We start from the raw sequence: 23,658 nt of genomic DNA, 5'->3' as shown, positions 1-23,658 counted from the left end.
GCCCAGAGCTTGGGTCGCACTCACGTTTCCCTGAGGCGGGCCCGCTCGTTGGGCACCCCGTGAGGCATGCACAAGGACGCGCGCGACGCGCGGGGGTCGCACTGGCCGCCGTACTGACATGGGCAGGACTGCTGGCCGGAGCCACCGGCTGTACTTCGGACGGCTCGGGCGGGGGCGGTATCGACGAGCTCTTCGGCAAGGCGCCGTCGCCCGAGGATGTGATCCGGATCTCGCCCGACGACGCCAGCAAGGGAGTCAAACCCGACCAGCGGCTCGTGGTCCGGGTGCCCAGCGGACGCCTGGAGTCCGTGCAGGTAGTCAAGGAGCAGGACGCCCAGGACAGCCCGGTCCCCGGCCACATCTCCGACGACGGACTGCGCTGGGAACCCGAGGACGGGAAGCTCGCGCTCGCCGCCGAGTACACCGTCGACGCGGTCGCCCTCGACGGCCACGGCCGCCGCTCCGCCCGGCACACCACGTTCACGACCTACGTCCCCGACGAGCGGTTCATCGCCTACGTCGCCCCGGAGAACCGCGCCACCGTCGGCACCGGGATGATCGTCTCCCTCGGCTTCAACCGGGAGATCGAGAACCGGGCCGCCGTCGAGCGCGCGATCCACGTCACCGCGAAGCCGGCCGTCGAGATCCGCCCGCACTGGTTCGGCAAGGCCCGCCTGGACTTCCGCCCCGAGGCGTACTGGAAACCCGGCACCCAGGTCACCGTCTCCCTGCGCCTGCGGGACGTGGAAGGCGCGAAGGGCGTCTACGGCCTCCAGTACAAGACGTTCGCCTTCACCGTCGGCCGCAGCCAGGTCTCCCTCGTCGACGCCGCCAAGCACACGATGGAGGTACGGCGCGACGGCGACCTGCTGGCCACCGTCCCGATCACGGCCGGTGCCCCCGGGAAGACCACGTACAACGGGAAAATGGTGGTCATGGAGATGCTGGAGGTGACCCGTATGAACAGCCGTACGGTCGGCTTCGGCGGTGAGTACGACATCCCCGACGTCCCGCACGCCATGAAGCTCACCGACTCCGGCACCTTCCTGCACGGCAACTACTGGGCGCCGTCCGCCCCCGGACACGTCAACGTCAGCCACGGATGCGTGGGGTTGAGGGACGTCAAGGGCGGCAGCTCGGACACCCCGGCCGGGTGGTTCTTCGACCGCAGCATCGTCGGGGACGTCGTCGAGGTCGTGAACAGCGACGACAAACAGGTCGCTCCGGACAACGGCCTCGGCGGGTGGAACATGGGTTGGAAGGAGTGGAAGGCGGGCAGTGCGCTGAGGTGACCCGAGAAGGGGTCGGGTCCCTGTGTCAGGCGGCAGTTGAAGTTGCGACCGAACGGTGACATTCGCCTGACATGAAGCTCAAATCCTGGCGGTTAATATGCGCGGACGTGCACGTCAGATGCGCGAAGGGGTGCGGGCCTGACCGGGCCCGGCGAGGGGAGAAAGTCTTGAACGTGCGACCGATATCGGGGGCGTCGGTTGACGCGCGCGGCCGGAGAAACAAGGGGCTGCTGGCGCTGATCCTCGGCGTGCTGCTGCTCGCCGTGACCGCGTGCGGAGGCGGCGGCTCCAACTCCGGGTCCGCCTCGGGCGACGGCAAGGCCAAGGGCTCGGACACCGCCGAGACCAAGCAGTCGCAGGCGGTCGTCACCATCGCCCCGAAGAACGGCTCGAAGTCCGTCGACACCAGCGGCGCCCTCAAGATCAGCGCCGCGAAGGGCAAGTTGACCGAGGTCGAGGTCAAGGACGCCGACGGCGCCAAGGTCTCCGGCGCGATCACCGGCGGCGGCGCGAGCTGGACGCCGGCGACGCACCTGGCCGCCGCCACCAAGTACACCGTGCACGCGGTCGCCAAGGACTCCGACGGCCGGGTCGCCGCCGAGGACTCCAGCTTCACCACGCTGACCCCGAAGAACACCTTCGTCGGCTACTTCACCCCCGAGGACGGCTCGACGGTCGGCGTCGGCATGCCGTTCTCCATCCGCTTCACCCGGGGCATCACACACCCCGAGGACGTGAAGAAGGCCATCAGCATCACGACCTCGCCGGCCGTCGACGTCGAGGGCCACTGGTTCGGCAACGACCGCCTCGACTTCCGCCCGGAGAACTACTGGAAGTCCGGCACCAAGGTCACGATCAAGCTCAACCTCGACGGAGTCGAAGGCCGTTCGGGCGTTTACGGCAAGCAGACCAAGACGGTCAAGTTCACCGTCGGCCGCAACCAGGTCTCCATCGTCGACGCCAAGAAGCACACGATGAAGGTCACCCAGGACGGCAAGACCATCAGGACCATCCCGGTCACGACCGGCAAGCCCGGCTACGACACCTGGAACGGCCAGATGGTCATGAGCGAGAAGCTCGAAGTGACCCGGATGAACGGTGAGACGGTCGGCTACGGCGGCGAGTACGACATCAAGGACGTCCCGCACGCCACCCGCCTGACCGACTCCGGCACCTTCGTGCACGGCAACTACTGGGGCGGCGGCGCCTTCGGCAACTACAACGCGAGCCACGGCTGCATAGGCCTCCAGGACGTCAAGGGCGGTTACAGCAAGACCGTCCCGGCCGCGTGGTTCTTCAACCACTCGATCCTCGGTGACGTCGTGGTCGTCAAGAACTCCAACGACGCGACCGTGGCACCGGACAACGGGCTCAACGGCTGGAACATGTCGTGGGCGAAGTGGAAGGCGTAAGCGGTTAGTTGACGTACGGGCCCGGTGCTGTGACACACAGCACCGGGCCCGTTGTCGTTAGCGCGCGTTAACCTGCCGGCATGACCGTGAATCTCGAAGTCGCCGAGGGCGTCGGCACCATCCGCCTCGACCGCCCGCCGATGAACGCGCTGGACGTCGCCACCCAGGACCGCCTCAAGGAACTCGCCGAGGAGGCCTCGCGGCGCGACGACGTGCGGGCCGTGGTGATCTACGGCGGGGAGAAGGTGTTCGCGGCGGGTGCGGACATCAAGGAGATGCAGCGGATGGACCATGCGGGGATGGTCGTGCGGTCGCGGGCGTTGCAGGAGTCGTTCACGGCGGTGGCCCGGATTCCGAAGCCGGTGGTTGCGGCGATCACGGGCTATGCGCTCGGCGGGGGTTGTGAGTTGGCGTTGTGCGCGGACTTCCGTATTGCCGCCGACAACGCGAAGTTGGGGCAGCCGGAGATCCTGCTCGGGTTGATTCCGGGTGCGGGTGGGACGCAGCGGCTGGCGCGGCTGATCGGTCCGTCGAAGGCGAAGGATCTGATCTTCACGGGTCGGATGGTCAAGGCCGATGAGGCTCTGGCGCTGGGGCTGGTGGACCGACTCGCCCCGGCCGCCGAGGTGTTCACCGAAGCGCATGCGTGGGCGGCGAAGTTGGCGCAGGGTCCGGCGATTGCGTTGCGTGCGGCGAAGGAAGCGATCGACACCGGGTTGGAGACGGACATCGAGACGGGGCTGGCGGTCGAACGCACGTGGTTCGCGGGGCTGTTCGCGACCGAGGACCGTGAGCGGGGGATGCGCAGCTTCGTCGAAGAGGGTCCCGGCAAGGCGAAGTTCCAGTGAACCGGACCGTCAAATACCGCTCAACCACTTGCAATTGACGTGATGTCTCATACAGGTCCCTCGGCGGGGCGGTTTATGGGAACCTTAACGTGACCTTAAGCCTGCCTTGTCGAGGGAGCCTGTCGATTGCCTCCAACAGAGCCTTCACCGCAGGTCGGAGGGGCTGTGGCTGGCCCTGAAATGACAGTGGCACATGCCAATCGGATGTCGCGGAACGGGGGCTTCCGGGGGGCGTATTCCTCCGGAACCGCCCCGGAGCCCGTTCGGGGCGGCCATGATGGACGCATGGCGGGGCTGGAAGGTATCGGACAGCCGCGGGGACAAGGCCGTGCGACCGCGGCGCGCTGGTCGCCTGCGGTCGAGGACGAGCGGGCGCTCAAGGCGATCGAGTTGTTCGGCAATCCGACGGAGGCGGAGGTTCCGCTCCCGTCCCGTCCGGAGTCCGCGGCGACGGCCCGTCGGCTCACCCAGATCGTCGTTCTGCGGCACTGGGGGCTCAGTCCGAAGCTGACGGAGGACGCCGTTTTACTTGTCTCGGAGCTTGTCGGGAATGCCGTGCGGCATACCGGGGCGCGGGTGTTCGGGCTGCGGATGAAGCGGCGGCGGGGGTGGATCCGGGTTGAGGTTCGTGATCCCTCGCGTGGGTTGCCGTGTCTGATGCCGGTTCAGGAGATGGATCTGAGTGGGCGGGGGTTGTTCCTCGTCGACAAGCTTTCCGATCGGTGGGGTGTCGATCTGTTGCCGCGTGGGAAGACGACGTGGTTCGAGATGCGCGTGTCTGATCGTTGAGCGGAACTGTTGTGGATGCCGGGGCAGGTTGTCGGTTGTCTGCGGGTCCGCTGTGGCTGGGCGCGCAGTTCCCCGCGCCCCTTTAAGGCATCGTCGGACCGGAGTTGACTGGTGCGGCCCCTGTTGTGAACCTTCGTTCTCGGCGCGACCCGGGCGGGTCCCCCGAACGGGTTAATGCCCCGGTTTCTTACTCGGCGCCCCTTAAATGGGGCGGGTGACCACGACCGACCGCCGTACGGCGTTGCGTGCGGGTGCCGGGCTTGTCGCCGGGGGCGCTCTCGCCGCCGGATGTGCCACGACCGGCTCCACCGCATCCCCCGCCGCCCCCGCCAGCGGACCGGCCCCCGCCGCCAAGGCGACGCCGCTCACCGCACCCGCCCCCCGCGCCTTCCCCCACCAGCCCGCGCAGATCACCCACGGACCCCGCGACCGTCCCGCCGTCGCGCTCACCTTCCACGGCCAGGGCGACCCCAAGATCGCCACCGCCCTTCTCGCCGAGGCGGAGAAACACGGCGCCCACGTCACCGTCCTCGCCGTCGGGACCTGGCTCGACACCCACCCCGAGATGGCCCGCCGCATCCTCGACGGCGGCCACGACCTGGGCAACCACACCCAGCGGCACATCGCCGTCAACACCCTGTCCGAGGCCGACGCGCTGGCCGAGATCACCGGTTGCGCGGACCGCCTCAAGCGGCTCACCGGCTCGATCGGCACCTGGTTCAGGCCCTCGCGCGCCCCGGCCGCGTCCCCGCTCGTCCAGCGCCTGGCCCACCGCGTGGGCTACCCGCACGTGCTGTCCTACGACGTCGACTCCCTCGACTTCACCGCGCCCGGCGCCCCCGCCGTCACCCGCAAGGTGCTCGCCGAGGTCCGGAACGGGTCGGTCGTCAGCATGCACTTCGGGTACGCCGACACGGTCGCCGCGCTCCCCGCCGTACTGGAAGAACTCCACCGCCGCGGACTGCGCGCGGTGACGACCACGGAGCTGCTGAGCTGATGCGACACATCCCCCTCACCCGCGCCCTCGTCGCCGGGATCGCGCTGGCCGCCCTCGCCGGCTGCGGCTCGCAGGACCACGCCGACGAGGCCCTCGGCACCAAGGCCGCGCTCCAGCCGCAGCAGCAGAAGAAGGCGCAGGTCGCGCGGGCGCTGCCCGGTATGCCGCCGGTGCTGAACCCGGCCGACGTGTACGCGGCCGACCGGCCCAACCAACTCTCCCCGGTGGTGCGGGACTTCCCGTCCCGGGTCTACGTCCCCAACACCAACTCCAACACCGTCTCGGTGATCGACCCGAAGACGTACAAGGTCATCGAGACGATCCCGGTCGGCGTCCAGCCCCAACACGTCGTCCCCTCCTGGGACTTGAAGACGCTGTGGGTCAACAACGACCGGGGCAACACCCTCACCCCGATCGACCCGCGAACGGGCAAGGCGGGCAGGCCCGTTGACGTGCACGACCCGTACAACCTGTACTTCACGCCCAACGGCAAGTACGCGATCGTGATGGCCTCGCTGGACCGGCAGCTGGTGTTCCGGGACGCGCACACGATGAAGACGGTGAAGGCGGTCCACGTCGGCTGCTACGGCGTCAACCACGCCGACTTCTCGCCGGACGGGCGGTACTTCATCGTCTCCTGCGAGTTCAGCGGCGAACTGCTCAAGGTCGACACCGAGAAGATGAAGGTCGTCGGGCAGCAGAAACTGCCGTTCCACGGTTCGATGCCGCAGGACGTCAAGATCTCGCCCGACGGCAAGAAGTTCTACATCGCCGACATGATGGCCAACGGCATGTGGGTCCTCGACGGCGACACCTTCGCCAAGCCGGACTTCCTGCCCACCGGCAAGGGCTGCCACGGTCTGTACATCAGCCGGGACTCGCGCGAGATGTACATCTCCAACCGCGGTGAAGGCACCATCTCCATCTTCGACTTCACCAAGAACAAGCTCACCAAGAAGTGGCACCTTCCCAACGGCGGCAGCCCCGACATGGGCGGCGTCTCCGCCGACGGCAAGGTCCTGTGGCTCTCCGGCCGCTACAACTCCGAGGTCTACGCCATCGACACCCGCACCGGCACCCAGCTCGCCCGCATCAAGGTCGGCGGCGGCCCGCACGGTCTCGCCGTGTACCCGCAGCCGGGCCGCTACTCGCTGGGCCACACGGGCATCTTCCGCTGAGGCCGGCCGAAGACCGACTGAAATGCGGTCAGTTGGACACGCCCCCGTACGGGTGATGATCCGCGACTCGTCGCCGCAGAACCGGGATCGTGCCCTGCATGATCACGATTCACCTGTGGCGACGAGCCGTTGCCGCCGCCCTGTCCCTCGCGGCCGTCTTCGCCACCACCGCCGCCACCGTCCCCGCCCACACCCCGGCCCGCGCCGCCGCGCCCGCCTGTCCCGTCGTCGCCGACCCCGCGATGGCCGCCGTCGACCAGCGCGTGGACATCAGCCGCATCACCCCCGACCCGGTCTGGCGCACCAGCTGCGGCACCCTCTACCGCAGCGACAGCCGCGGCCCCGCGATCGTCTTCGACCAGGGCTTCGCCCCCAAGGACGTCGTCAACGGCCAGTACGACGTCGAGAAGTACGTCCTGGTCAACCAGCCCTCGCCGTACGTCTCGACGACGTACGACCACGACCTGTACAAGACCTGGTACAAGTCGGGCTACAACTACTACATCGACGCCCCGGGCGGTGTGGACGTCAACAAGACCATCGGCGACACCCACAAGTGGGCCGACCAGGTCGAGGTCGCCTTCCCCGGCGGGATCCAGCGGCAGTACATCATCGGCGTCTGCCCGGTCGACAAGAAGACCAAGGTCGAGATCATGAGCGACTGCGAGAGCAACCCGAACTACCGCCCGTGGCACTGACGTTCAGCACGTACTGACGTCCAGCGGCTCTATCGCGCGCTGAGCAGCACCGCCTCCGAACCCACCGGACGGTAGCCCGCCGCCAGGAACGCCCGCATGCTGCGGGCGTTCCCCGGCGCGACCTGCGCCCACAGCGGCTCGGCGGTGAGATGCCGGGCCGCCGCCACCAGGGCGCGGCCCAGCCCCCGGTGTCGTACGTCCTCGTCGATCTCCACGGAGACCTCAAGCCGGCCGCCGACCCCGCGGCCCAGCACCACCACCCCACCCTCCGTCGTCCACGCGCGCACGTCGTCGCGGCGGCCGCGGGCGTACACGATGCGCGGATGGTCGCCGTCCGTGATCTCCGTGAGGGGGAGCGGGGGTTCGCCCGGCAGCGGGGCGCCCACCAGCATCGCGTCGATCGTCTCCGACCGGCGGCCCGTCCGCTCCAGGAGGGCCATCAGGAACCACGGGTTCATCGGCGCGGCGAGCGCGTCGCAGGGGACGGCCGAGAGGGTGTCGTGGACCCACTGCGGGTCCTCGTCGATGAAGACGACGGCGTGCGCGGTGAAGGCGAGCACCCCCGCGTCCCGTTCGGACATCTGCGGTACGACGGTCACGCGGCCGTCGGGCGGCGGGATGTCGTCCCGGGCCACCGCATCGAGAATGTCCCGAAGAGTCTCCATCGCCAAGCTCCTTGCGCCGCTTGAGTCTCCACCCACTGGAAGGCCCACACTCAGGACATGATCGACGACGGCACCGGACTCCTCACCATCGGGGAACTGGCCAGGTCCACCGGACTGACCGTGCGCACCATCCGCTACTGGTCCGACGAGGGCGTCCTCACCCCCGTGACCCGCTCCGCGGGCGGCTACCGGCTCTACGACGCCGAGTCCGCCGCCCGCCTCGAACTGATCCGTACCCTGCGCGAGTTGGGCCTCGGTCTGGACGCCGTGCGCAAGGTGCTGGCCGGTGAGACGACCGTCGCGGAGGTGGCCGCCACGCATGTGGTGGCGCTGGACGCACAGATCAGGTCGCTGAGGGTGACCCGGGCGGTGCTGTCGACCGTCGCGAGACGCGGTTCGACCGCGGAGGAGATGACGCTGATGAACAGGCTGGCACGGCTGTCGGCGGCCGAACGCAGGCGGATCATGGAGGAGTTCGTGGAGGAGCTGTTCCACGAACTCGACGCCGTCGATCCCTGCATCAAGGAGCGGATGCGCTCCATCGCGGTGGACCTGCCGGACGACCCGACCCCCGAACAGGTCGACGCCTGGGTGGAGTTGGCGGAGATGGTGCAGGACCCGGAGTTCCGGGCGCAGATGCGCAAGGCCGTCGAGTTCAACGCCTCGGACCAGGAGCGCGCCTCCGTCCGCGGGCGGTCCACCTGGTTTCCCATGCGGCTGGTGCAGCTGGGCGCGGAGGCCAGGGAGCGGGGGATCGACCCCGGGTCGCCGGAGGCCGACGCGATCCTGCGGGAGGTGCTGGGCGACGGCGGCGACCCGGCCGTCGTACTCGAACGCATGGAGTCGACGTCCAACGAACGGCTCGCCCGGTACCGGGAGTTGCTGGCCACGGTGAAGGGTGGCGGGCCCGCGGCGGCGCACCGGCCGGAGTTCGCGTGGGTGGTCGCCGCACTGCGGGCGCGCGCGGCCGGTTAGTCTGACGTCCGTCAACAGGCAGTAAAGCGTTACGAAGGGGCGGATCCGGTGGCGGACATCGAGGAAGCACGCAAGCATTTCCAGCGGATCGACACGGACGGTGACGGTGTCATCACCGCGGCCGAGTTCAAGACCGCCCTGGCTCAGGGAGGCGACTGGAACGTCACCGAGACGGTCGCCGAGGCCATCATCAAGAGCCGGGACCTCAACGGGGACAAGGTCCTGTCGTTCGACGAGTTCTGGGCCCACCTGAACAAGTGACCCGAGAGTGACCCTCACCTGAGCGGAAGGGGCGCCCGTCCTGTGTCGGACGGGCGCCCCTCTCGTCATCGCCGTCGCCTGATCCGCACGCTCCAGCGGCCCTCGTGCCGCTCCAGCATCAGCGGCAGGTCGAAGCACTTGCCGACCTGGTCGCTGGTGAGGATCTCGGCGGCCGGGCCCTGCGCGAGTGGGCGGCCGTCGCGCAGGAGCAGGGCGTGGGTGGTGCCGACGGGCAGTTCCTCCAGGTGGTGGGTGACCAGGACCGTGGCGAGGTCCGGATGCTCCCGGCGCAGCCCGTCCAACGCTTCGAGCAGCCGCTCCCGGCCCGGCAGGTCCAGGCCCGTCGCCGGTTCGTCCAGCAGCAGGAGCCGGGGCTCGGGCATCAGCGCGCGGGCGATCAGGGTCCGGCCGCGCTGCCCCTGGGAGAGCGTGGGCCAGCGGGCGTCGCGCAGTTCCGCCAGCCCCATCGTGTCGATGAGCCGCTCGGCCCGCGCCTCCTGGTCGGCCGTGGGACGCCAACGGGGGAGCGGGGCGACGGAGTTGGTCAGCCCGGTCAGGACCACCTCCCGGACCCGGAGGGGTTCGGCGAGCGGGTGGCGCGGGTTGACGTGGCCGACGTAGGACCGCAACTCCCGTACGTCGACGCGGCCGAGCTTGCGGCCCAGTACCTCCACCGTGCCACCGGTGGGGTGGACCTGGGCGCCGAGCAGGCTCAACAGGGTTGATTTTCCTGCCCCGTTGGCGCCGAGGAGGGCCCAGTGCTCGCCGGTGCGGACGGTGAGGGAGACCTCGGCGAGGATGGGGCGGCCGTCGCGTACGACCCGTACGTCCTCGGCGCGCAGTACGTCTGTCATCGCGGCACCCGGTTCACTGCGGAGCGGACGGCCCGCACGGAGGCCGCCGGGCCCTCCGCCGCGCCCCACACCGTGACGCCGTCGACCTGGCATTCGGCGTAGGCGGCGGTCTCGTCCTCGGTCAGTTCCAGTACCTCCACGGTGCGGCCGGTCGCGGCCAGTGTCTCGACCAAGGTGTCCAGATCCGCCAACTCGGCCTGTTCTGGGGGGCCTTCGATCACGTAGGTCTCCCGGAAGAGTTCGTACAGCTCCTTCGGGGTCGCCTCCCGGCCGCTCGTGTCCGTCGCCTCCTGGACGACCCGGGAGAAGTCGGGGCGCAGGCGCGGGGGCAGGTCGAGGCCGTGGTGGGTGCGGAGCAGGTACGCCATTCCGCCCTTGCCCGACTGGGAGTTGACGCGGATCACCGCCTCGTAGGAACGGCCCACGTCGGCCGGGTCGATCGGCAGGTAGGGGACGGACCAGGGGGCGCGGCTCTCGGGAACCCCCAACTTCGCCGCGCTGCGGGCGTGTTGTGCGAACCCCTTGCTGATCGCGTCCTGGTGGGTGCCCGAGAACGCCGTGTAGACGAGGTCGCCGGCGTACGGGTGGCGGGGGTGCACCGGCAGCCGGTTGCAGTGCTCGACAGTGTCGCGGACCGCGTCGATGTTCCCGAAGTCGACCATGGGGTCCACGCCTTGGGCGTACAGGTTGAGGGCGAGGGTCACCAGGTCGACGTTGCCGGTGCGTTCGCCGTTGCCGAACAGGCAGCCCTCGACGCGCTGGGCACCGGCCAGGACGGCGAGTTCGGCGCAGGCGACGCCGGTGCCGCGGTCGTTGTGCGGGTGGACGGAGAGGATCACCGCGTCGCGCCGGGAGAGGTTGCGGTGCATGTACTCGATCTGGTCGGCATAGACGTTCGGCGTCGCGATCTCGACCGTGGCCGGGAGGTTGTGCGTGACCGGACGGTCCGGGCTCGCGTCCCACAACTCCGTGAGCCCGTCGCACAGTTCGAGGACGAAGTCGGGCTCGGTGAGGTTGAAGGTCTCCGGCGAGAACTGGAAACGGATGCCGGGCGCGTCCCCGGCCCGGCGCGCCATGTGCTCGGCCGCCGCGCGCACGGTCGCCCACACCTCGCCGCGGTCCCGGCCCAGCACGACCTCCCGCCACACCGGGGAGGTCGCGATGTACAGGTGGACCACCGCGCGGGGCAGTCCCTCGATCGCGTCGAAGGTGCGGTCGATCAACTCCGGCCTGGCCGGGGTGAACACGACCGGTGTGACGTCGTCCGGCACGGCGCCGGAGGTCACCAGGTGCCGTACGAAGTCGAAGTCGGTGCGGCTGGCGGAGGGGTAGCCGACCTCGATCTCCTTGAAACCGGTCGCCACCAGCAGGTCGAACAGGCGGCGCTTGCGCGGGGTGTCCATCGGCTCGGCGAGCGCCTGGTTGCCGTCGCGCAGGTCGACGGGGACCCAGAGCGGGGCGCGGTCGATCCGGGCAGCGGGCCAACTCCGGTCCCCGGCAGGGACGTTGACGCGTTCGTGGAAGGGGCGGTAGCGGTCGTACGGCATCGGGCTCGGGCGCTGGGGGTTCCAGCGGAAGGGCGTTGCGATGGTCATCGTCTGCTGACTGCTCTCGGCTCGGTCGGACGGTGACCGGCAGCACGGCGACCCGCGGCGGGGTGCCGGTCGCGTCAGGCCCCGCCGCGGCAGCCGAGAAGAAGGAGACCGCGAAGCGTCATGCCGGTAGGCTAGCCACACCTCAGGTCCTCAGACAAGTGAGAATCTGCTGACCTCCAGGTTGGTGAAGTTCCCGTGCCGCTAGGTCCCGTCCGTCCCAGTCCCCTCGTCGAACAGGCCGCCGAGCGGTTGCGCGCGCAGATCGCCGCCGGTGAGTGGCCGGTCGGCAGCAAACTGCCCGGCGAGACCACGCTGGCAACGGAGTTGGGCGTCGGCCGCTCCACGGTCCGCGAGGCGTTGCGGGCGCTCGCCGGGGCGGGCCTGGTCCGGCCGCGGCAGGGCGCCGGAGTCTTCGTCGTCGCCACCGAACCCGCCGAGGACTGGCCGACCCGGCTGCGCAGGGCCGCCGTGACCGACGTCTACGAGGTGCGGATGGGCGTCGAGGTCCAGGCGGCACGGCTCGCGGCGAGCCGTCGTACGCCCGAGGACGTGACGGCGCTGGAGCGCGCGCTGGAGGCCCGCCGGGCCGCTGCCGGGGCGGACGACCTCGCGTTCGTCGACGCCGACATCGCGTTCCACGCGGCCGTGGTCGCCGCCGCCCACAACCCCGTACTCGCCGATATCTTCGGCCAGTTCACGCCGGTGCTGCGGGAGGGGCTGGTGGAGCTGCTGGCGCTGACGGAGCTGCGCGCGCACGATCCGAACACCGGGGACGAGGCTCATGAGGCGCTGGTGCGGGCGGTCGTGGAGGGGGACGCGGAGGCGGCGGCGGAGGTGCTGCGGGCGGAGCTGGAGGATCCGTTCGGGGAGTAGGTGCCGGGGGCGCGGTGTCACTCGTACGGGGGAGGGTCCGGAATAGGGGGCGGGCACCCGGGGTTGCAGCCGTCCAGAAGCATGCGCATGCATGGAGTCTGGATCGGCGAAGGGTCTGTCATGAAGATCGGCATCATCGGCGCGGGCAACATCGGCGGCAACCTCACCCGGCGGCTCACCGCGCTCGGGCACGACGTCTCCGTAGCCAACTCGCGCGGCCCGCAGACGCTCACCGCGCTGGCCGAGGAGACGGGGGCCACCCCCGTACCGGCCGAGGAGGCGGCGAACGGGGCCGAGGTCGTCGTGGTCACCGTCCCGTTGAAGGCGGTCCCGGACCTGCCCAAGGGCTTCCTCGACGGCGCGGCGGAGAACGTCGCCGTCATCGACACCAACAACTACTACCCCGGGCGGGACGGCCGGATCGACGCCATCCTCGACGACGGCCTCACCGAGAGCCGCTGGGTCGCGCGGCAGATCGGCCACACCGTGATCAAGGCCTTCAACGGCACCTACGCCCAGGACATCCTGGACCGCCCCCGCCCGTCCGGCGCCCCCGACCGCCTCGCCCTCCCGGTGTCCGGCGACGACGAGGCCGCGAAGCGCGTGGTCCGGGCCCTGATCGACGACCTCGGCTTCGACACGGTCGACGCGGGCACCCTCGACGAGTCCTGGCGGCAGCAGCCGGGGACGCCGGTGTACGGGCTGCGGGAGGGTGTCGACGGGATCGTGAAGGGGCTGGCGGAGGCTTCGCCGGAGCGGACCGGGGACTTCAAGGCCTGAGAGGGCGGCTCGCGCGCCGACTTACACGGCCGTCAGGCGTCCTTCGCCCACGTCTGCAGCGCCGCCTTCGTCGTGAAGTCGGCGACGTCCTTGTCGTGGGGGTCCGAGGTGTACTGGTGGAACTTCCAGTCCGCCTTGACGCGGGGCTTGCCGGCCGTGACGTAGTCGGCGATCCAGAGGCCGTCGCCCGCGTAGGACGTTGTGTCGATGTTCAGCCAGAAGTTGCGGTTCGTGTAGAGGATGACGCGGTTGTTCGGGCGGAGGGACTTGACCTTGCGGATGAAGCTGTCCTTCTCCGCGTTCGTGGCGTGGGTGCCGTCGCCCGTGGTCTCCCAGTCGACGGCCAGCAAGTCCCCTGCTTTTTCAGGGGCCTTGCTGACGAAGTACTCCGCCTGGGCCGTGATGTTGCCCGGCCAGAGGAAGTGGTAGAAGCCGACGACCAGTCCCGCGTCACGGCCCGTTTTCGTCTGGGCGGTGAGTCTGGGGTTGACGTACGAATGGCCCTCCGTCGCCTTGATGAAGACGAAGGAGGAGCCGTCCGTGTCGTACGCGGTGGACTGGAACGCGCTTACGTCGATGCCATGCAACATGGGGGACTTGTGCCCCGTCCCCGCTATCCGGAACCTCAGCTTCTGGTGGCCACCGACGACAGCACCGACGCCGATTTCGCCGACCAGTCAGAAGTGATCACGCTTGCGTGGTCAGCCGCCAGGAGTGCCAGTTTGGCGGCGACTTCCGCGTCTGTTGGGGCAGTTGAGGAGATCGCGGGGGCCACCGCGTACGCGTCCGTCATGATCAGGATGTAGTGGTTCGTGGAGTAGAACGACGTGTCGTAGCCGTTGTTGACGTACGTCGCCGCGTCACCGTCGAAGAAGACGAACCACGGGCGGATCGAGGTGTCGGAGGTCCAACGGGTCGCCCTGGGATCGCCGTTGGCCGCGCCCAGTACCGCCGGGAAGGCCTGCGCCTGGCTGATCGTGCCGGCCGCATACAGGTCGCGCAGATGGTCGCCGTACTCCTGGTCGGTCCAGTAGTGGTCGAACGGGTTGGCCTGCTCGACCGTGCCCGGGATCAACTCGAAGATGAACTTGCCCTTGAGGTCGTCGCGTGAGGGCCACGCGTTCGCCTGGGCCGCCGCCTCCAGCGTGGAGTAGGAGGAGCCGAGCAGGTCGGACGGCTTGTAGACGCTGTTGCCGAGCTTCTGCGAGACCAGGGTGTCGAAAGCGGTCGGGCCGAGGCCGATGGTCTGGTTGAAGCCGACCTTCATCTCCACCTTGATGATGATGGGCGCGTGGTCCGGGTGCAGGGTGTTCCAGGCGGCCATGTTGTCCAGGCAGCTGCCGAGGTCCTGGTTGCGGTCCTTGCTGTACAGGTCGGCGGGGGTGCTCGCGTACTCGCAGTTGTTGTCGTTCGAGAACAGGTCGCTGTGGCTGACCCGCCACCGCTTGCTCAAGCTGTCGACGTAGACGTCCAGTTCGAGCAGCGAGGCCCCGGAGTCCAACGCCTGCGCCCAGTACGTGTACTTGTCCTTCTCGTACGCGTTGTGCGTCCCGATCGTCGTCGTCTCGGAGAACTTCGCCGCCGCCGCGTGGGCGTTGCCCGCGGCCCCCGTCAGGAGCAGGGCCGTACCGGCGAGCAGTGCCGCCAGCCGTCTTATCGCCTTCATGAGTCTCAAGTCCCCTTCGCCGTGGCCTAGTTGGAGCCTTGGTGGCGGCAGCAGCGTAGGGCGAAGGGGTTACTGCCCGGTAGAGGCTGGGGGAACATCAGCTTCCGCCGACTTGGCAAAGGTTGTCCCCGCTCGCGGATATTGCGTTCTCCTCATCGAGAATCATATTCTCGGACGATGACTGGTCCTGGTGTGGGGTTCGCTCTTCGATTCGACTTCCGTAACCCGGAGTCGGCCGGTACGGCCATGGCGGACCGGTACGCGGCCGCCCTCGACATGGCCGAGTGGGCCGACGGGCTCGGCTGTACACGGATCACCGTCTCCGAGCACCACGGTTCGCCGGACGGCTATCTGCCCAGCCCGGTCCAGATGTTGGCGGCGATGGCCGCCCGCACGAAGCAAGTCCGGTTCGTCGTCGCCGCGTTGATCGCGCCCTTCCACGATCCGCTGCGCCTCGCCGAGGAGTTGGCGGTCCTCGACAACATCAGCCGGGGGCGCGTCGACCTGATCGTCGCGGGCGGCTATGTGCGCGAGGAGTTCGCCATGTTCGACGTGCCGATGAAGGAGCGCGCCAAGCGGGTCACCGAGGTGGTGACCACCCTCAAGTCGGCTTTCACGGGGGAGCGGTTCAGCTATCGCGGCCGTACGGTACGCGTCACGCCGGCGCCGTTCCGGCCGGGCGGGCCCGCCGTTCTGCTCGGCGGCAGCAGCGAACCCGCGGCGCGCCGGGCCGCCCGGATCGCCGACGGTTTCGTGCCCTCCGTGCCCGAGGTGTGGGAGTACTACCGCGACGAGGTCGGGAAGTTGGGGCGCCCGGACCCCGGGCCCAGTCCGATCGGGCCGAACCAGGTGGTGGCCCTCGCCGAGGATCCCGACGAGGGGTGGGAGCGGATGGCACCGTTCTTCCTGCACGAGACCAACGCCTACGGCGAGTGGCAGGCCCAGGACGACGTGGCCGCGCCCTTCCGTACGGCCGACGGGCTGGCGGAACTGCGGCGCGGCAGCCAGTACCGGGTCCTCACGCCCGAGCAGTTCGTGACCGAACTCAAGGCCGCGCCAACGCCGTTCACCCAGTTCCATCCACTCTGCGGGGGCATGCCGATGGACCTGGCGTGGTCGAGTCTGCGGCTGTTCGAGCGCGAGGTGCTGCCCGCCTTCGGCTGACGGGCCGCTCGGCGCCTCTGGGAACTTCCTGGGAACCCGGTCGGCCGCGCGCAGCCCCGCGCCCGTGACCTGCACCCGTTCCGCGCCGACTCTCAGAAACCTCCCAGAACCTCTCCGGAACCCGGCAAACGCGTACGCCACCTTGTGCGGACGACGTCCCCGAAACACCCCGGAGGGTTCCCGCGATGACCGCCTCTGCCTCTGCCTCTACGACCGCAAGGTCCCGTCCTGTTTCCCGTCCCGTCTCTGTACCCCTGCCCGACGGCCCGGGAGTCAGCGCCCTCGAAGGAGCCGCGGCCGCGCTGTGCGCGCTCGTCGCGATGGCCGCCGTGGCGTGGCTCGCGTTGTGGCTGCTGGGGGCGGGTTCGGCGGGATCGCTGGGCACGATGGCAATGGCCCTGGCCGCCATGGCGGTTGGCGGGTCGGTGAGTGCGGGCTCCGTCAACTCCGGTGGGGGCACGGGCGGTTCGGGGTCGATGAGTTCGATGCTGTCCGGACTCTTCGGTGGCGGCGGAGGTGGGATGAGCCCGTCGATGAGCGGCGCCGCCGACCTCGCGCCGCTCGGGGTGACACTCGTCGGGTCCGTGGTGCTGTGGCTGGTGTTCTCACGGCGGTTGCGACAACGGACGATCACCGCACGGGAGTTGGGTGCCCGTGCCGCCGGTGCGGCAGCGGCGGCGCTGGTCGCGTTCGTGCTCGTCGCCACCCTCGCGCACGGGACGTTCAGCCTGCCCGCCTCGGCGATGAGCCGCGGGCTCGGCGGCGGGGCGCAGGGCGCCGGGGCGAGCGGCGCCGGTGGCGCGATGGGCGCGCTCGGCGGGATGTTCGGCGGCAGCAGTGGCGGTGCCGCGCAGGACACGACCATGTCCTACGACGTCCACGTCGGCGCGACCGCGTTCGGCGCCCTGGTGTGGGTGGCCGTCGTGCTCGCGCTGGGGTGCCTGGTCAGCCGCCGGGTGCGGGTGCCGTTGGGCGGGGCGGTGGACCGGGTGCGGCCGGGGTGGGCGCCGGGTCTCTCCGCGGTCGTACGCACACTCCTGGTCCTGGTCGCCGTACCGATGGCGCTGATGACGTTCGTCGGGGTGGTGGCCGGTGGGCGGGTGGGGACCGTGGCCGGTGGGGTGCTGCTGCTCGCGCCGAACGCGCTGGCCGTGCTGCTGACCCTGGGCGTGGGCGCGCCCTGGACCGCCGCGACGCACCCCGTGCAGAGCCAGGGCGGCAATCCGCTCGCCTCGCTCATGGGCGCCCTGGGCGGCGGCGGACAGCAGGCCACCGCGCAGCAGCAGGACCGTACCGAGCACCTCAGGAGTCTCGCGGCGGGCGGCTGGCCGTTGTGGCTCGGGGCGCTCACGGTGACCGCGGTCATCCTCCTGACCTGCGCCTTCGTAGCCGCCCGGAACACGGTCCCCGCGCACAGCCGCCCGCTGCATCGCTACGACGGTCCGCTGGCCCGGCACCTCGGGACGGCCGAGCGGTTCGGGGTCGTCACGGCGGTCGTGCTGGGGTCGGCGGCCTGGCTGGCCGGGGCGTCCGGGCACTTCGGGGTCAGCATGTTCGGGAGTGAAATGGGCGGTACGCGGGCCGAGTTGAGCGGCGGCGTGCTGTGGACGGTGGTGTTCGGGCTGCTCGCCGGAGGCGTGGCCGGATTCCTAGGGAGCCTGCTGCGCACAGCGGACCTTTACGGAGGAATGACATCCTCCCGCCGTATCCTCGCGCGCAAGTCCCCGTCGGCCGCGTCCTCGCACGCCCCGGCGCCGGGAACCGATCCCGGCACCCTGGAGGCACCCCTTGGCAACCGTTGAGCGCGCCGGACCGCACCTCTCCCGGCCCACCACCACGGACGTGAACCTGCTGGTCGTGGACGACGAGCCGACCGTACGGGAGCTGCTGTGCGCGGCGCTGCGGCACGCGGGGTTCACGGTCGCCGCGGCCGCCACCGGGCAGGAGGCGCTGGACGGGGCGCGTGACGTCTCGCCGGATCTGGTTCTGCTGGACGTGATGCTGCCCGACATGGACGGTTTCGAGGTGATACGGCGGCTGCGGGAGCAGCGGGGCGCGGACTCGCGTGCGGGGCACATCCCGGTCGTGTTCCTCACCGCCCGCGACGCCACGCAGGACAAGATCGAGGGGCTGGTCCTGGGCGGCGACGACTACGTCACCAAGCCTTTCGACCTCCAGGAGCTGATCGCCCGGATCGGCGCGGTGCTGCGCCGCACGAGCGGTGACCCCTCGGCGCTGCTGCGGGTCGCCGATCTCGAACTCGACCCGGAGGGCGTCCAGACGACCCGCGCGGGCGAGCCGATACGGCTTTCGCCCACCGAATTCCGGTTGCTGCACTACCTGATGACCAACGCCGGGCGCACGGTCGGCAAGGCGCAGATCCTCGGGCGGGTGTGGGAGTACGACTTCGGCGGCGACACCGGGATCGTCGACACGTACATCAGCTATCTGCGGCGGAAGCTGGACAACGGCGGGCCGAAGCTGATCCACACGGTGCACGGCGTCGGGTACGTCCTGCGCGGGCCGCGAGCATGAGCGCCAAGTCGCTTGGGCCGCGGGTCATTTGGGCGCGGGCCTCGCTGCGGAGCCGGGTGCTGCTGATCGCCGTGGTGCTGCTGACGGCCGGGTTCACCGCGTTCAGCCTCGTCACCGGGAACGCGCTGCGGGCGTACATGGGGGACCGCGTCGACGCCCAACTCCGGGCCTCCGCGCAGGTGTTCGCGGCGCTTCCGCCGACCGTGGCGAAGACGGGGGCCGACGGGAGGATGCCCCCGGGGCTCACCGACTTCAGTACGGAGGTGCTGGGCAACCCGGTCATCACGTACGTGGACAAGGACGGCGTCGTAGAGAGCAGTATCGACTCGCTCGCCGGGCCGAAGCGCACCGAGGACGCGTCGGGGCCGGATCTGCCCGGGCTGGACGCGTCCGCGGTCGCCGCCCGGGCGGGCAGGGCGTTCACCGTGGCCGGTACCTCGGGCGACACCCGGTGGCGGTCGATCGCCGTGCCCCGGGTGCCGCGTGGCGTGTTGCCGGGTGGCGGTACGGCCGACGACGCGGGCGGCAGCGTCATCGTGTCGGCGTCGATGAGCCAGGTGGACGGCACGGTGGACCGGATGTGGCACATCTACGAGACCACCGGGCTCGGGCTGCTCGTGGTGCTGGGCCTCGCCGGGTGGTTCGCGGTGCGGTCCGGGCTGCGCCCGCTGACCCGGATCGAGCAGACGGCGGCCGAGATCGCCGCCGGTGACCTGTCCCGCCGCGTGCCCGAACTGGCGGGCCCGCACACGGAGATGGGCCGTCTCGCCACCGCCCTGAACGGGATGCTCGCCCAGGTGGAGACCGCGTTCGCGGCGCGTGCGGAGTCCGAGGCGAGGATGACCCGTTTCGTCGCCGACGCCAGCCATGAGCTGCGTACTCCGCTGGCCGGGATCAAGGGCCTCACGGATCTGCACCGCATGGGCGCGGTCTCCGACCGGGAGGACATCGACGCCACGATGGCCCGTATCGCGCGGGAGTCGGACCGGCTCGCCCGGCTGGTGGAGGACATGCTGCTGCTGGCCCGCTTCGACGAGCACAGCCTGGGCACCACCGGCGACTCCGGTCCCGCCCTCGAACTGGCCCCCACCGACCTGCGCACCCTCGCCGCCGACGCCCTGCACGACGTACGGGCCCTGGACTCGACCCGGCCGGTCGCCCTCACCGGCCCCGGTGGCGTCGGCGCCCCCGCCTCGGCCCCCGCCCTGGCCGACGAGGCCCGCCTGCGCCAGGTCGTGACCAACCTCGTCGGCAACGCGGTCGCCCACACCCCGCCCGGCACCGCGATCCGCATCGGGGTGGGCACGGTCGGCGAGGACGCGGTCCTGGAGGTGGCGGACGAGGGGCCGGGGCTCACCCCGGCCCAGACCGCCCACATCTTCGAGCGCTTCTACCGCGCCGACACGTCCCGTACGCGTGCCACCGGGGGCGCCGGGCTGGGGCTGGCCATCGTCGACTCCCTGGTCAGTGCGCACGCGGGGCGGGTCGAGATCGACTCGACGCCCGGGCGGGGCGCCACCTTCAGGGTCCGGCTCCCGCTTCACTCCGAACTACGGGCGCCGGCCGGTCTGTTGGGGTGACTCCCGGGTGCTGAGTGTCGCGTGCTCGGTGAGTACCTCGGTGAGCTGGCGGGTGCTCTGCCGGGCGACATGGGGTTCGGTGGCCGCGACCCGTGTGTAGGCGTTCAGCGCGGTGGTCAGGGCCCAGCCCATGCCGCGTGTCCAGGTGGCGTCGTCCAGGGCGAGCGCGGTGCGGAAGAGCGGGCGGGTCGTGGCCGACAGCAAGGTGTACGCGATGACCAGATCGCAGGCGGGATCGCCCATGCTCAGGCCGCCGAAGTCGATGACGGCGGAGACACGGCCGTCGACGGTGAGCAGGTTGCCCGCGTGGAAGTCCCCGTGACACCAGACCGGTTCGCGGTCCCAGGCGGGGGCGTCGAGCGCCCTGTCCCAGACCTCGGTCAGGGCGGCCGTGTCGAAGACGCCGTCCACGGCCTCGATCGCCGCCCGGGTCGATCGGTCCCGGGTGGCCAGTGGGGGACGGGTCAGCTCGGGCTGAGGTCCGGGGGCCAGGACGTCGGCGGCCGGGATGCGCTGCAACGCCCTTAGGAAGTCGGCGAGTTGGGCGGCCGCGAGATCGGGGTCGGCGAGGCCGTCCACGGTCGCCGTCGTCCCGTCGAGCCAGCGGGTGACGGACCAGTGCCACGCGTAGCCGCAGCCGGGTGTGCCGAGGGCGAGCGGTTCCGGTACGGCCAGGGGGAGTTGGGGTGCGAGATGGGGGAGCCAGGTGTGTTCCTTGGCGGCCTCGCCGTCCGCCCAGCCGCTCCGGGGCAGCCGTACGGACATGGTGTCGCCGAGGCGGTGGATTACGTGGTCCGAACCGGCGGATTCGAGTGGTTTCAGGGGTAGTTGGGCCCACTGGGGGAACTGCGCGGCGAGCAGGCCGCGGACGAGGGCGGGGTCGATGGCGGGGGCCATGGTCATCTCTCGCTTTCGTGTCCTCCTGGGCGAGGACGACGCCGACCGGCCCACCGGGCGGGTAAGAGGCCTATTTTACCGGTGAGTTCCCGGTAGCCGGAGTCTCGGTCAACTGGGCCTCGGAGTCGAGGAGTTGGGGGAGTGGAGCCGGGGCCGGTGTCGGCAGGATGCGGTCCTCCCACCAGGACAGGCCCAGGACGGTGGCGAGCAGGACGAAGGGGGTCGAAGCCGGAACGATCAGCGCGTACATGTGTCCGCCTGTCGTGGAACGCGAGCGAGGCGGCGGGCGGCGGAAAGGCGCCCGCACGGAGCGCGTCGAGCCGCGGGGCGATCCGGCACCGATGCGCGAGACGCGCCCCCGAGGAGCGCGGGAGAGCGAGCGAGGGTCGACGCTGCCGGGGGCTGGGGCCGTAGGACACACGCTAGTCCTCGCCGCACCTCCCGAACAGGCGTCCGGTGGCCATCCGTCTGACGGCCCTCCGCTCCGGCCTCCGCGTCCGCAAGCCGTCGTCCCCGATCACTGTGCGCGTTCTGTGGTGGGGACTACGCTGGTGGAGCCGGGTCTGGGCCCGGCCCGGACCCCGGGACACCGCTTCGGATCCCGCTGGTGGACGCGTCGTCCGAAGGAGAAGGTCATGATTCGGTCAGCCGATGTCCGGGAGTGGCGGGAGCGTGACGTCGTGGACGCGGAGTCGCACAAGATCGGGGTGCTGGAGGCGGTGTATGTGGACACCGCCACCGACGAGCCGGCCATGGCGACGGTCCGGGTCGGGCTGCCCACGCGGCATCGGCTGGTCTTCGTGCCGTTGGACGACGCGATCGTGGGGCCGGACTACGTGAAGGTCGGGTATCCCAAGGCCCTGGTGAAGCAGGCCCCCTCGATCGGTACGGACGACGTGCTGCCCGCCGAGCAGGAGGAAGGCATCTTCAAGCACTACGGCCTGCCGTACCAGCCGGGTGCCGGAGGCGAGCGCCAACTGGCCCGCCGCTGACGGCACCGGAACACCGAGAGGTTTCAACTCGGCGTTCCGGGCCACCCGTTGAACATGTCCAGACGCTACGGCGGAAGCCCCGCGGGGACGGTCATCTCCGTCATCGCGGACATCGCGGCACTGATCCTGATCCTGTGGATCGCTCTCTATCTGTTCGACGCCAACACCGCGAACAACTCGGTCGACTGGGTCCACAACGCGGCCGACTGGCTATCGGGCTGGTCGCACAACCTGTTCACCATCCACTCGGCGGACTGGCGCACTGTCGTCAACTACGGCCTGCCCGCCCTCGTCTACCTCTTCATCGGCCACGCGGTGGCCACCGGTGTCAACCGGAGCTAGACCACCACTGGGCCGTCAACTGCCCTGCCGTCAGGCCGCCTTACCCCATTGCCTTCAGGCCGTAGTGCCTCGGGGCTGTGCGGGTAGGCGGCCGACCGGTGCTGGAAGGAGAGGATCTTCGGGTTCTGGACGACACCGTCCCGGATCTCGATGGCCTTGCGCACCGTGACGTCGCCGTCCCACGCGCCGGGTCCGCTCATGACCGTACGCAGATACGGCAGGAGCGCCTCGCTGATCTCCCACGTCGCGGAGTTCCACAGGTGGGACGGGCTGTGGTCCACGGCGTAGTAGTGGCAGCCCGGTCCGACCGTGGACATCGGGTCGCCGAAGCCGCTCGGCCGGGCCCAGGCGAAGCCCATGCCCTCGTCGCAGGCCACGTCGATGAAGAAGGTCCCCGGCTGGAACAGCGCGAGTTCCTCGTTGTTGACGAACATCAGCGGCGCGTCGGTGTCCTGCAGAACGCAGTTGACGACGATGTCGAACCCGGCCAGATACTGCGCGAGCGGCACGGGTCCGAGCCCGGTGGCCGCCTGGAGGCGCGTCGGGTCGTCCTCCTGCTCCTCGAAGTGCCCCATCACGACCGACGGCATCGGCGAGGCCACGGCCGCCGCCGCGCGCTGCGTGAGCACCGTGACGTCGGAGACACCCATCGCACCCAGGCCCGTGACCGCGCCGCGTGCCGTGGCGCCGAAGCTTATGACCACCGCGCGCAGCCGGCGGCCGTAGCTGCCGGTCAGTCCGCCGAGCTGGAGGGCGTGCAGGACCGAGCAGTAACCGGCCAGCTCGTTGTTCTTGTGGAACACGTGGACGCTGAAGGCGCCCGTGGAGGTCCAGTGGTTCATGGCCTCCCAGGCGATCAGGGTCAGCCGCCGGTCGATGCCGATCTGAGTCGTCTTCTCGTCCTGCACGCAGTGCGGCCAGCCCCACAGCACCTGGCCCTCGCGCAGCTCGGCGAGGTCCTCGTGCATGGGCTTGGGCAGCAGCATGATGTCGCACTCCGCGACCAGCTGCTCACGGGATCGGAGTCCGCCGACGAGGGGCCGCAGCGCGTGGTCGGCGAGGCCGAACCGCTCGCCGTAGCCCTGTTCGAGGAAGATTCTCTCCCGGATGTCCGGCGCGATCCGCTCGAGGTGGCGCGGGTGCAGCGGCAGACGGAACTCGTTCTCCTTGCGGGAGGAGTGCAGTACTCCGAGACTCATCAGGCTCATGTGGGGCGGCTCATTTCCGGCCGGAACACGAAGCGCTCCGGCGTTGCCGTTCCCCGA

The 23,658-nt window shown here is 70.1% G+C and carries 25 protein-coding genes; 17 read left to right on the top strand and 8 right to left on the bottom strand.

The window, feature by feature from the left end:
- The first annotated feature begins 59 nt into the window (after positions 1-59).
- The 7 genes from OO69_RS24120 (at position 60) to OO69_RS24090 (ending at position 7,214) form a co-directional block, all read left to right on the top strand.
- Positions 60-1,292 (top strand): L,D-transpeptidase, encoded by a 1,233-nt coding sequence (locus tag OO69_RS24120; RefSeq protein ID WP_078652546.1) that lies wholly within the window; start codon positions 60-62, stop codon positions 1,290-1,292.
- Between the two features lie 167 nt (positions 1,293-1,459).
- On the top strand, positions 1,460-2,704 hold the full coding sequence (locus tag OO69_RS24115) for a L,D-transpeptidase (RefSeq protein ID WP_033282805.1): 1,245 nt from the start codon (positions 1,460-1,462) through the stop codon (positions 2,702-2,704).
- Between the two features lie 80 nt (positions 2,705-2,784).
- Positions 2,785-3,552 (top strand): enoyl-CoA hydratase/isomerase family protein, encoded by a 768-nt coding sequence (locus OO69_RS24110; RefSeq protein ID WP_033282804.1) that lies wholly within the window; start codon positions 2,785-2,787, stop codon positions 3,550-3,552.
- Positions 3,553-3,837: 285 nt separating this feature from the next.
- On the top strand, positions 3,838-4,341 hold the full coding sequence (locus OO69_RS24105) for an ATP-binding protein (RefSeq protein WP_033282803.1): 504 nt from the start codon (positions 3,838-3,840) through the stop codon (positions 4,339-4,341).
- A 205-nt stretch (positions 4,342-4,546) separates the two neighbouring features.
- Positions 4,547-5,338, top strand: a complete 792-nt coding sequence (locus OO69_RS24100; protein ID WP_033282802.1) for a polysaccharide deacetylase family protein — start codon at positions 4,547-4,549, stop codon at positions 5,336-5,338.
- Positions 5,338-6,516: a beta-propeller fold lactonase family protein gene (locus OO69_RS24095; RefSeq protein ID WP_199811007.1), complete on the top strand. Its 1,179-nt coding sequence runs from the start codon at positions 5,338-5,340 to the stop codon at positions 6,514-6,516. Before OO69_RS24100 ends, OO69_RS24095 begins: the two co-directional genes overlap by 1 nt.
- A gap of 98 nt (positions 6,517-6,614) precedes the next feature.
- Positions 6,615-7,214, top strand: coding sequence for an ADP-ribosyltransferase (locus OO69_RS24090; protein WP_033282801.1), 600 nt, complete (start codon positions 6,615-6,617; stop codon positions 7,212-7,214).
- Between the two features lie 29 nt (positions 7,215-7,243).
- Here the strand turns inward: OO69_RS24090 and OO69_RS24085 are convergent, their stop codons facing one another.
- Complete coding sequence (locus tag OO69_RS24085; RefSeq protein ID WP_033282800.1) at positions 7,244-7,879, bottom strand: GNAT family N-acetyltransferase; 636 nt, start codon at positions 7,877-7,879, stop codon at positions 7,244-7,246.
- A gap of 57 nt (positions 7,880-7,936) precedes the next feature.
- Between OO69_RS24085 and OO69_RS24080 the strand changes: the two genes are divergently transcribed.
- Both OO69_RS24080 and OO69_RS24075 read left to right on the top strand, forming a co-directional pair.
- Entirely contained in the window at positions 7,937-8,854 is a 918-nt protein-coding gene (locus tag OO69_RS24080; protein ID WP_033282799.1) for a MerR family transcriptional regulator, read from the top strand.
- A gap of 48 nt (positions 8,855-8,902) precedes the next feature.
- A complete protein-coding gene (locus OO69_RS24075) occupies positions 8,903-9,115 on the top strand; it encodes an EF-hand domain-containing protein (RefSeq protein ID WP_033282798.1) in 213 nt (70 codons plus the stop codon).
- 65 nt (positions 9,116-9,180) lie between these two features.
- On the opposite strand, the gene OO69_RS24070 is transcribed toward OO69_RS24075, so the two are convergent.
- Both OO69_RS24070 and OO69_RS24065 read right to left on the bottom strand, forming a co-directional pair.
- Entirely contained in the window at positions 9,181-9,969 is a 789-nt protein-coding gene (locus tag OO69_RS24070; protein WP_033282861.1) for an ABC transporter ATP-binding protein, read from the bottom strand.
- On the bottom strand, positions 9,966-11,564 hold the full coding sequence (locus OO69_RS24065; protein ID WP_033282797.1) for a 2-isopropylmalate synthase: 1,599 nt from the start codon (positions 11,562-11,564) through the stop codon (positions 9,966-9,968). The genes OO69_RS24070 and OO69_RS24065 overlap by 4 nt, the downstream gene beginning before the upstream one ends.
- Positions 11,565-11,759: 195 nt before the next feature.
- Between OO69_RS24065 and OO69_RS24060 the strand changes: the two genes are divergently transcribed.
- Together OO69_RS24060 and OO69_RS24055 are read left to right on the top strand one after the other, a co-directional pair.
- The gene (locus tag OO69_RS24060) at positions 11,760-12,437 is read left to right on the top strand and encodes a FadR/GntR family transcriptional regulator (protein WP_033282796.1); all 678 of its coding nucleotides are present in this window, start codon (positions 11,760-11,762) and stop codon (positions 12,435-12,437) included.
- 120 nt (positions 12,438-12,557) lie between these two features.
- On the top strand, positions 12,558-13,217 hold the full coding sequence (locus tag OO69_RS24055; RefSeq protein ID WP_033282795.1) for an NADPH-dependent F420 reductase: 660 nt from the start codon (positions 12,558-12,560) through the stop codon (positions 13,215-13,217).
- Between the two features lie 32 nt (positions 13,218-13,249).
- On the opposite strand, the gene OO69_RS24050 is transcribed toward OO69_RS24055, so the two are convergent.
- Positions 13,250-13,807: a glycoside hydrolase family 25 protein gene (locus OO69_RS24050; protein WP_033282794.1), complete on the bottom strand. Its 558-nt coding sequence runs from the start codon at positions 13,805-13,807 to the stop codon at positions 13,250-13,252.
- 35 nt (positions 13,808-13,842) lie between these two features.
- Positions 13,843-14,883 carry a phosphatidylinositol-specific phospholipase C domain-containing protein gene (locus OO69_RS24045; protein WP_033282793.1) on the bottom strand — a complete coding sequence of 347 codons (1,041 nt, stop codon included), beginning with the start codon at positions 14,881-14,883 and terminating at the stop codon, positions 13,843-13,845.
- Between the two features lie 177 nt (positions 14,884-15,060).
- On the opposite strand from OO69_RS24045, the gene OO69_RS24040 reads away from it, so the two are divergent.
- The 4 genes from OO69_RS24040 (at position 15,061) to OO69_RS24025 (ending at position 20,162) form a co-directional block, all read left to right on the top strand.
- On the top strand, positions 15,061-16,047 hold the full coding sequence (locus OO69_RS24040; RefSeq protein ID WP_199811006.1) for an LLM class flavin-dependent oxidoreductase: 987 nt from the start codon (positions 15,061-15,063) through the stop codon (positions 16,045-16,047).
- Positions 16,048-16,232: 185 nt separating this feature from the next.
- The gene (locus tag OO69_RS24035) at positions 16,233-17,849 is read left to right on the top strand and encodes a streptophobe family protein (protein WP_234444512.1); all 1,617 of its coding nucleotides are present in this window, start codon (positions 16,233-16,235) and stop codon (positions 17,847-17,849) included.
- Positions 17,836-18,582, top strand: coding sequence for a response regulator transcription factor (locus tag OO69_RS24030; RefSeq protein ID WP_199811005.1), 747 nt, complete (start codon positions 17,836-17,838; stop codon positions 18,580-18,582). Before OO69_RS24035 ends, OO69_RS24030 begins: the two co-directional genes overlap by 14 nt.
- Positions 18,579-20,162 carry a sensor histidine kinase gene (locus tag OO69_RS24025; protein WP_051801174.1) on the top strand — a complete coding sequence of 528 codons (1,584 nt, stop codon included), beginning with the start codon at positions 18,579-18,581 and terminating at the stop codon, positions 20,160-20,162. The genes OO69_RS24030 and OO69_RS24025 overlap by 4 nt, the downstream gene beginning before the upstream one ends.
- On the opposite strand, the gene OO69_RS24020 is transcribed toward OO69_RS24025, so the two are convergent.
- Together OO69_RS24020 and OO69_RS24015 are read right to left on the bottom strand one after the other, a co-directional pair.
- Positions 20,133-21,065 (bottom strand): aminoglycoside phosphotransferase family protein, encoded by a 933-nt coding sequence (locus OO69_RS24020; RefSeq protein WP_051801173.1) that lies wholly within the window; start codon positions 21,063-21,065, stop codon positions 20,133-20,135. The genes OO69_RS24025 and OO69_RS24020 overlap by 30 nt on opposite strands.
- 64 nt (positions 21,066-21,129) lie before the next feature.
- The gene (locus tag OO69_RS24015; RefSeq protein ID WP_033282789.1) at positions 21,130-21,309 is read right to left on the bottom strand and encodes a hypothetical protein; all 180 of its coding nucleotides are present in this window, start codon (positions 21,307-21,309) and stop codon (positions 21,130-21,132) included.
- 385 nt (positions 21,310-21,694) lie between these two features.
- Between OO69_RS24015 and OO69_RS24010 the strand changes: the two genes are divergently transcribed.
- Together OO69_RS24010 and OO69_RS24005 are read left to right on the top strand one after the other, a co-directional pair.
- Positions 21,695-22,051, top strand: coding sequence for a PRC-barrel domain-containing protein (locus OO69_RS24010; protein ID WP_033282788.1), 357 nt, complete (start codon positions 21,695-21,697; stop codon positions 22,049-22,051).
- A gap of 54 nt (positions 22,052-22,105) precedes the next feature.
- On the top strand, positions 22,106-22,393 hold the full coding sequence (locus OO69_RS24005) for a hypothetical protein (RefSeq protein WP_019060897.1): 288 nt from the start codon (positions 22,106-22,108) through the stop codon (positions 22,391-22,393).
- Here the strand turns inward: OO69_RS24005 and OO69_RS24000 are convergent.
- Complete coding sequence (locus OO69_RS24000) at positions 22,390-23,601, bottom strand: N(5)-(carboxyethyl)ornithine synthase (RefSeq protein ID WP_033282787.1); 1,212 nt, start codon at positions 23,599-23,601, stop codon at positions 22,390-22,392. The genes OO69_RS24005 and OO69_RS24000 overlap by 4 nt on opposite strands.
- Between the last annotated feature and the right edge of the window lie 57 nt (positions 23,602-23,658).

The sequence above is a fragment of the Streptomyces sp. NRRL F-525 genome (assembly GCF_000716605.1).
GTDB lineage: Bacteria > Actinomycetota > Actinomycetes > Streptomycetales > Streptomycetaceae > Streptomyces.
This window is presented reverse-complemented; position numbering and strand designations above follow the sequence as displayed.

Excerpts from the sequence above, each read along its gene's own strand:
- OO69_RS24085 (WP_033282800.1), bottom strand. The coding sequence starts at position 7,879 with ATGGAGACTCTTCGGGACATTCTCGATGCGGTGGCCCGGGACGACATC.
- OO69_RS24080 (WP_033282799.1), top strand. The coding sequence starts at position 7,937 with ATGATCGACGACGGCACCGGACTCCTCACCATCGGGGAACTGGCCAGG.
- OO69_RS24065 (WP_033282797.1), bottom strand. The coding sequence starts at position 11,564 with ATGACCATCGCAACGCCCTTCCGCTGGAACCCCCAGCGCCCGAGCCCG.
- OO69_RS24035 (WP_234444512.1), top strand. The coding sequence starts at position 16,233 with ATGACCGCCTCTGCCTCTGCCTCTACGACCGCAAGGTCCCGTCCTGTT.
- OO69_RS24025 (WP_051801174.1), top strand. The coding sequence starts at position 18,579 with ATGAGCGCCAAGTCGCTTGGGCCGCGGGTCATTTGGGCGCGGGCCTCG.
- OO69_RS24110 (WP_033282804.1), top strand. The coding sequence starts at position 2,785 with ATGACCGTGAATCTCGAAGTCGCCGAGGGCGTCGGCACCATCCGCCTC.
- OO69_RS24020 (WP_051801173.1), bottom strand. The coding sequence starts at position 21,065 with ATGACCATGGCCCCCGCCATCGACCCCGCCCTCGTCCGCGGCCTGCTC.
- OO69_RS24015 (WP_033282789.1), bottom strand. The coding sequence starts at position 21,309 with ATGTACGCGCTGATCGTTCCGGCTTCGACCCCCTTCGTCCTGCTCGCC.
- OO69_RS24045 (WP_033282793.1), bottom strand. The coding sequence starts at position 14,883 with ATGAAGGCGATAAGACGGCTGGCGGCACTGCTCGCCGGTACGGCCCTG.
- OO69_RS24095 (WP_199811007.1), top strand. The coding sequence starts at position 5,338 with ATGCGACACATCCCCCTCACCCGCGCCCTCGTCGCCGGGATCGCGCTG.
- OO69_RS24105 (WP_033282803.1), top strand. The coding sequence starts at position 3,838 with ATGGCGGGGCTGGAAGGTATCGGACAGCCGCGGGGACAAGGCCGTGCG.
- OO69_RS24100 (WP_033282802.1), top strand. The coding sequence starts at position 4,547 with ATGGGGCGGGTGACCACGACCGACCGCCGTACGGCGTTGCGTGCGGGT.
- OO69_RS24000 (WP_033282787.1), bottom strand. The coding sequence starts at position 23,601 with ATGAGCCTGATGAGTCTCGGAGTACTGCACTCCTCCCGCAAGGAGAAC.
- OO69_RS24090 (WP_033282801.1), top strand. The coding sequence starts at position 6,615 with ATGATCACGATTCACCTGTGGCGACGAGCCGTTGCCGCCGCCCTGTCC.
- OO69_RS24005 (WP_019060897.1), top strand. The coding sequence starts at position 22,106 with ATGTCCAGACGCTACGGCGGAAGCCCCGCGGGGACGGTCATCTCCGTC.
- OO69_RS24055 (WP_033282795.1), top strand. The coding sequence starts at position 12,558 with ATGAAGATCGGCATCATCGGCGCGGGCAACATCGGCGGCAACCTCACC.
- OO69_RS24010 (WP_033282788.1), top strand. The coding sequence starts at position 21,695 with ATGATTCGGTCAGCCGATGTCCGGGAGTGGCGGGAGCGTGACGTCGTG.
- OO69_RS24050 (WP_033282794.1), bottom strand. The coding sequence starts at position 13,807 with ATGTTGCATGGCATCGACGTAAGCGCGTTCCAGTCCACCGCGTACGAC.
- OO69_RS24040 (WP_199811006.1), top strand. The coding sequence starts at position 15,061 with ATGACTGGTCCTGGTGTGGGGTTCGCTCTTCGATTCGACTTCCGTAAC.
- OO69_RS24070 (WP_033282861.1), bottom strand. The coding sequence starts at position 9,969 with ATGACAGACGTACTGCGCGCCGAGGACGTACGGGTCGTACGCGACGGC.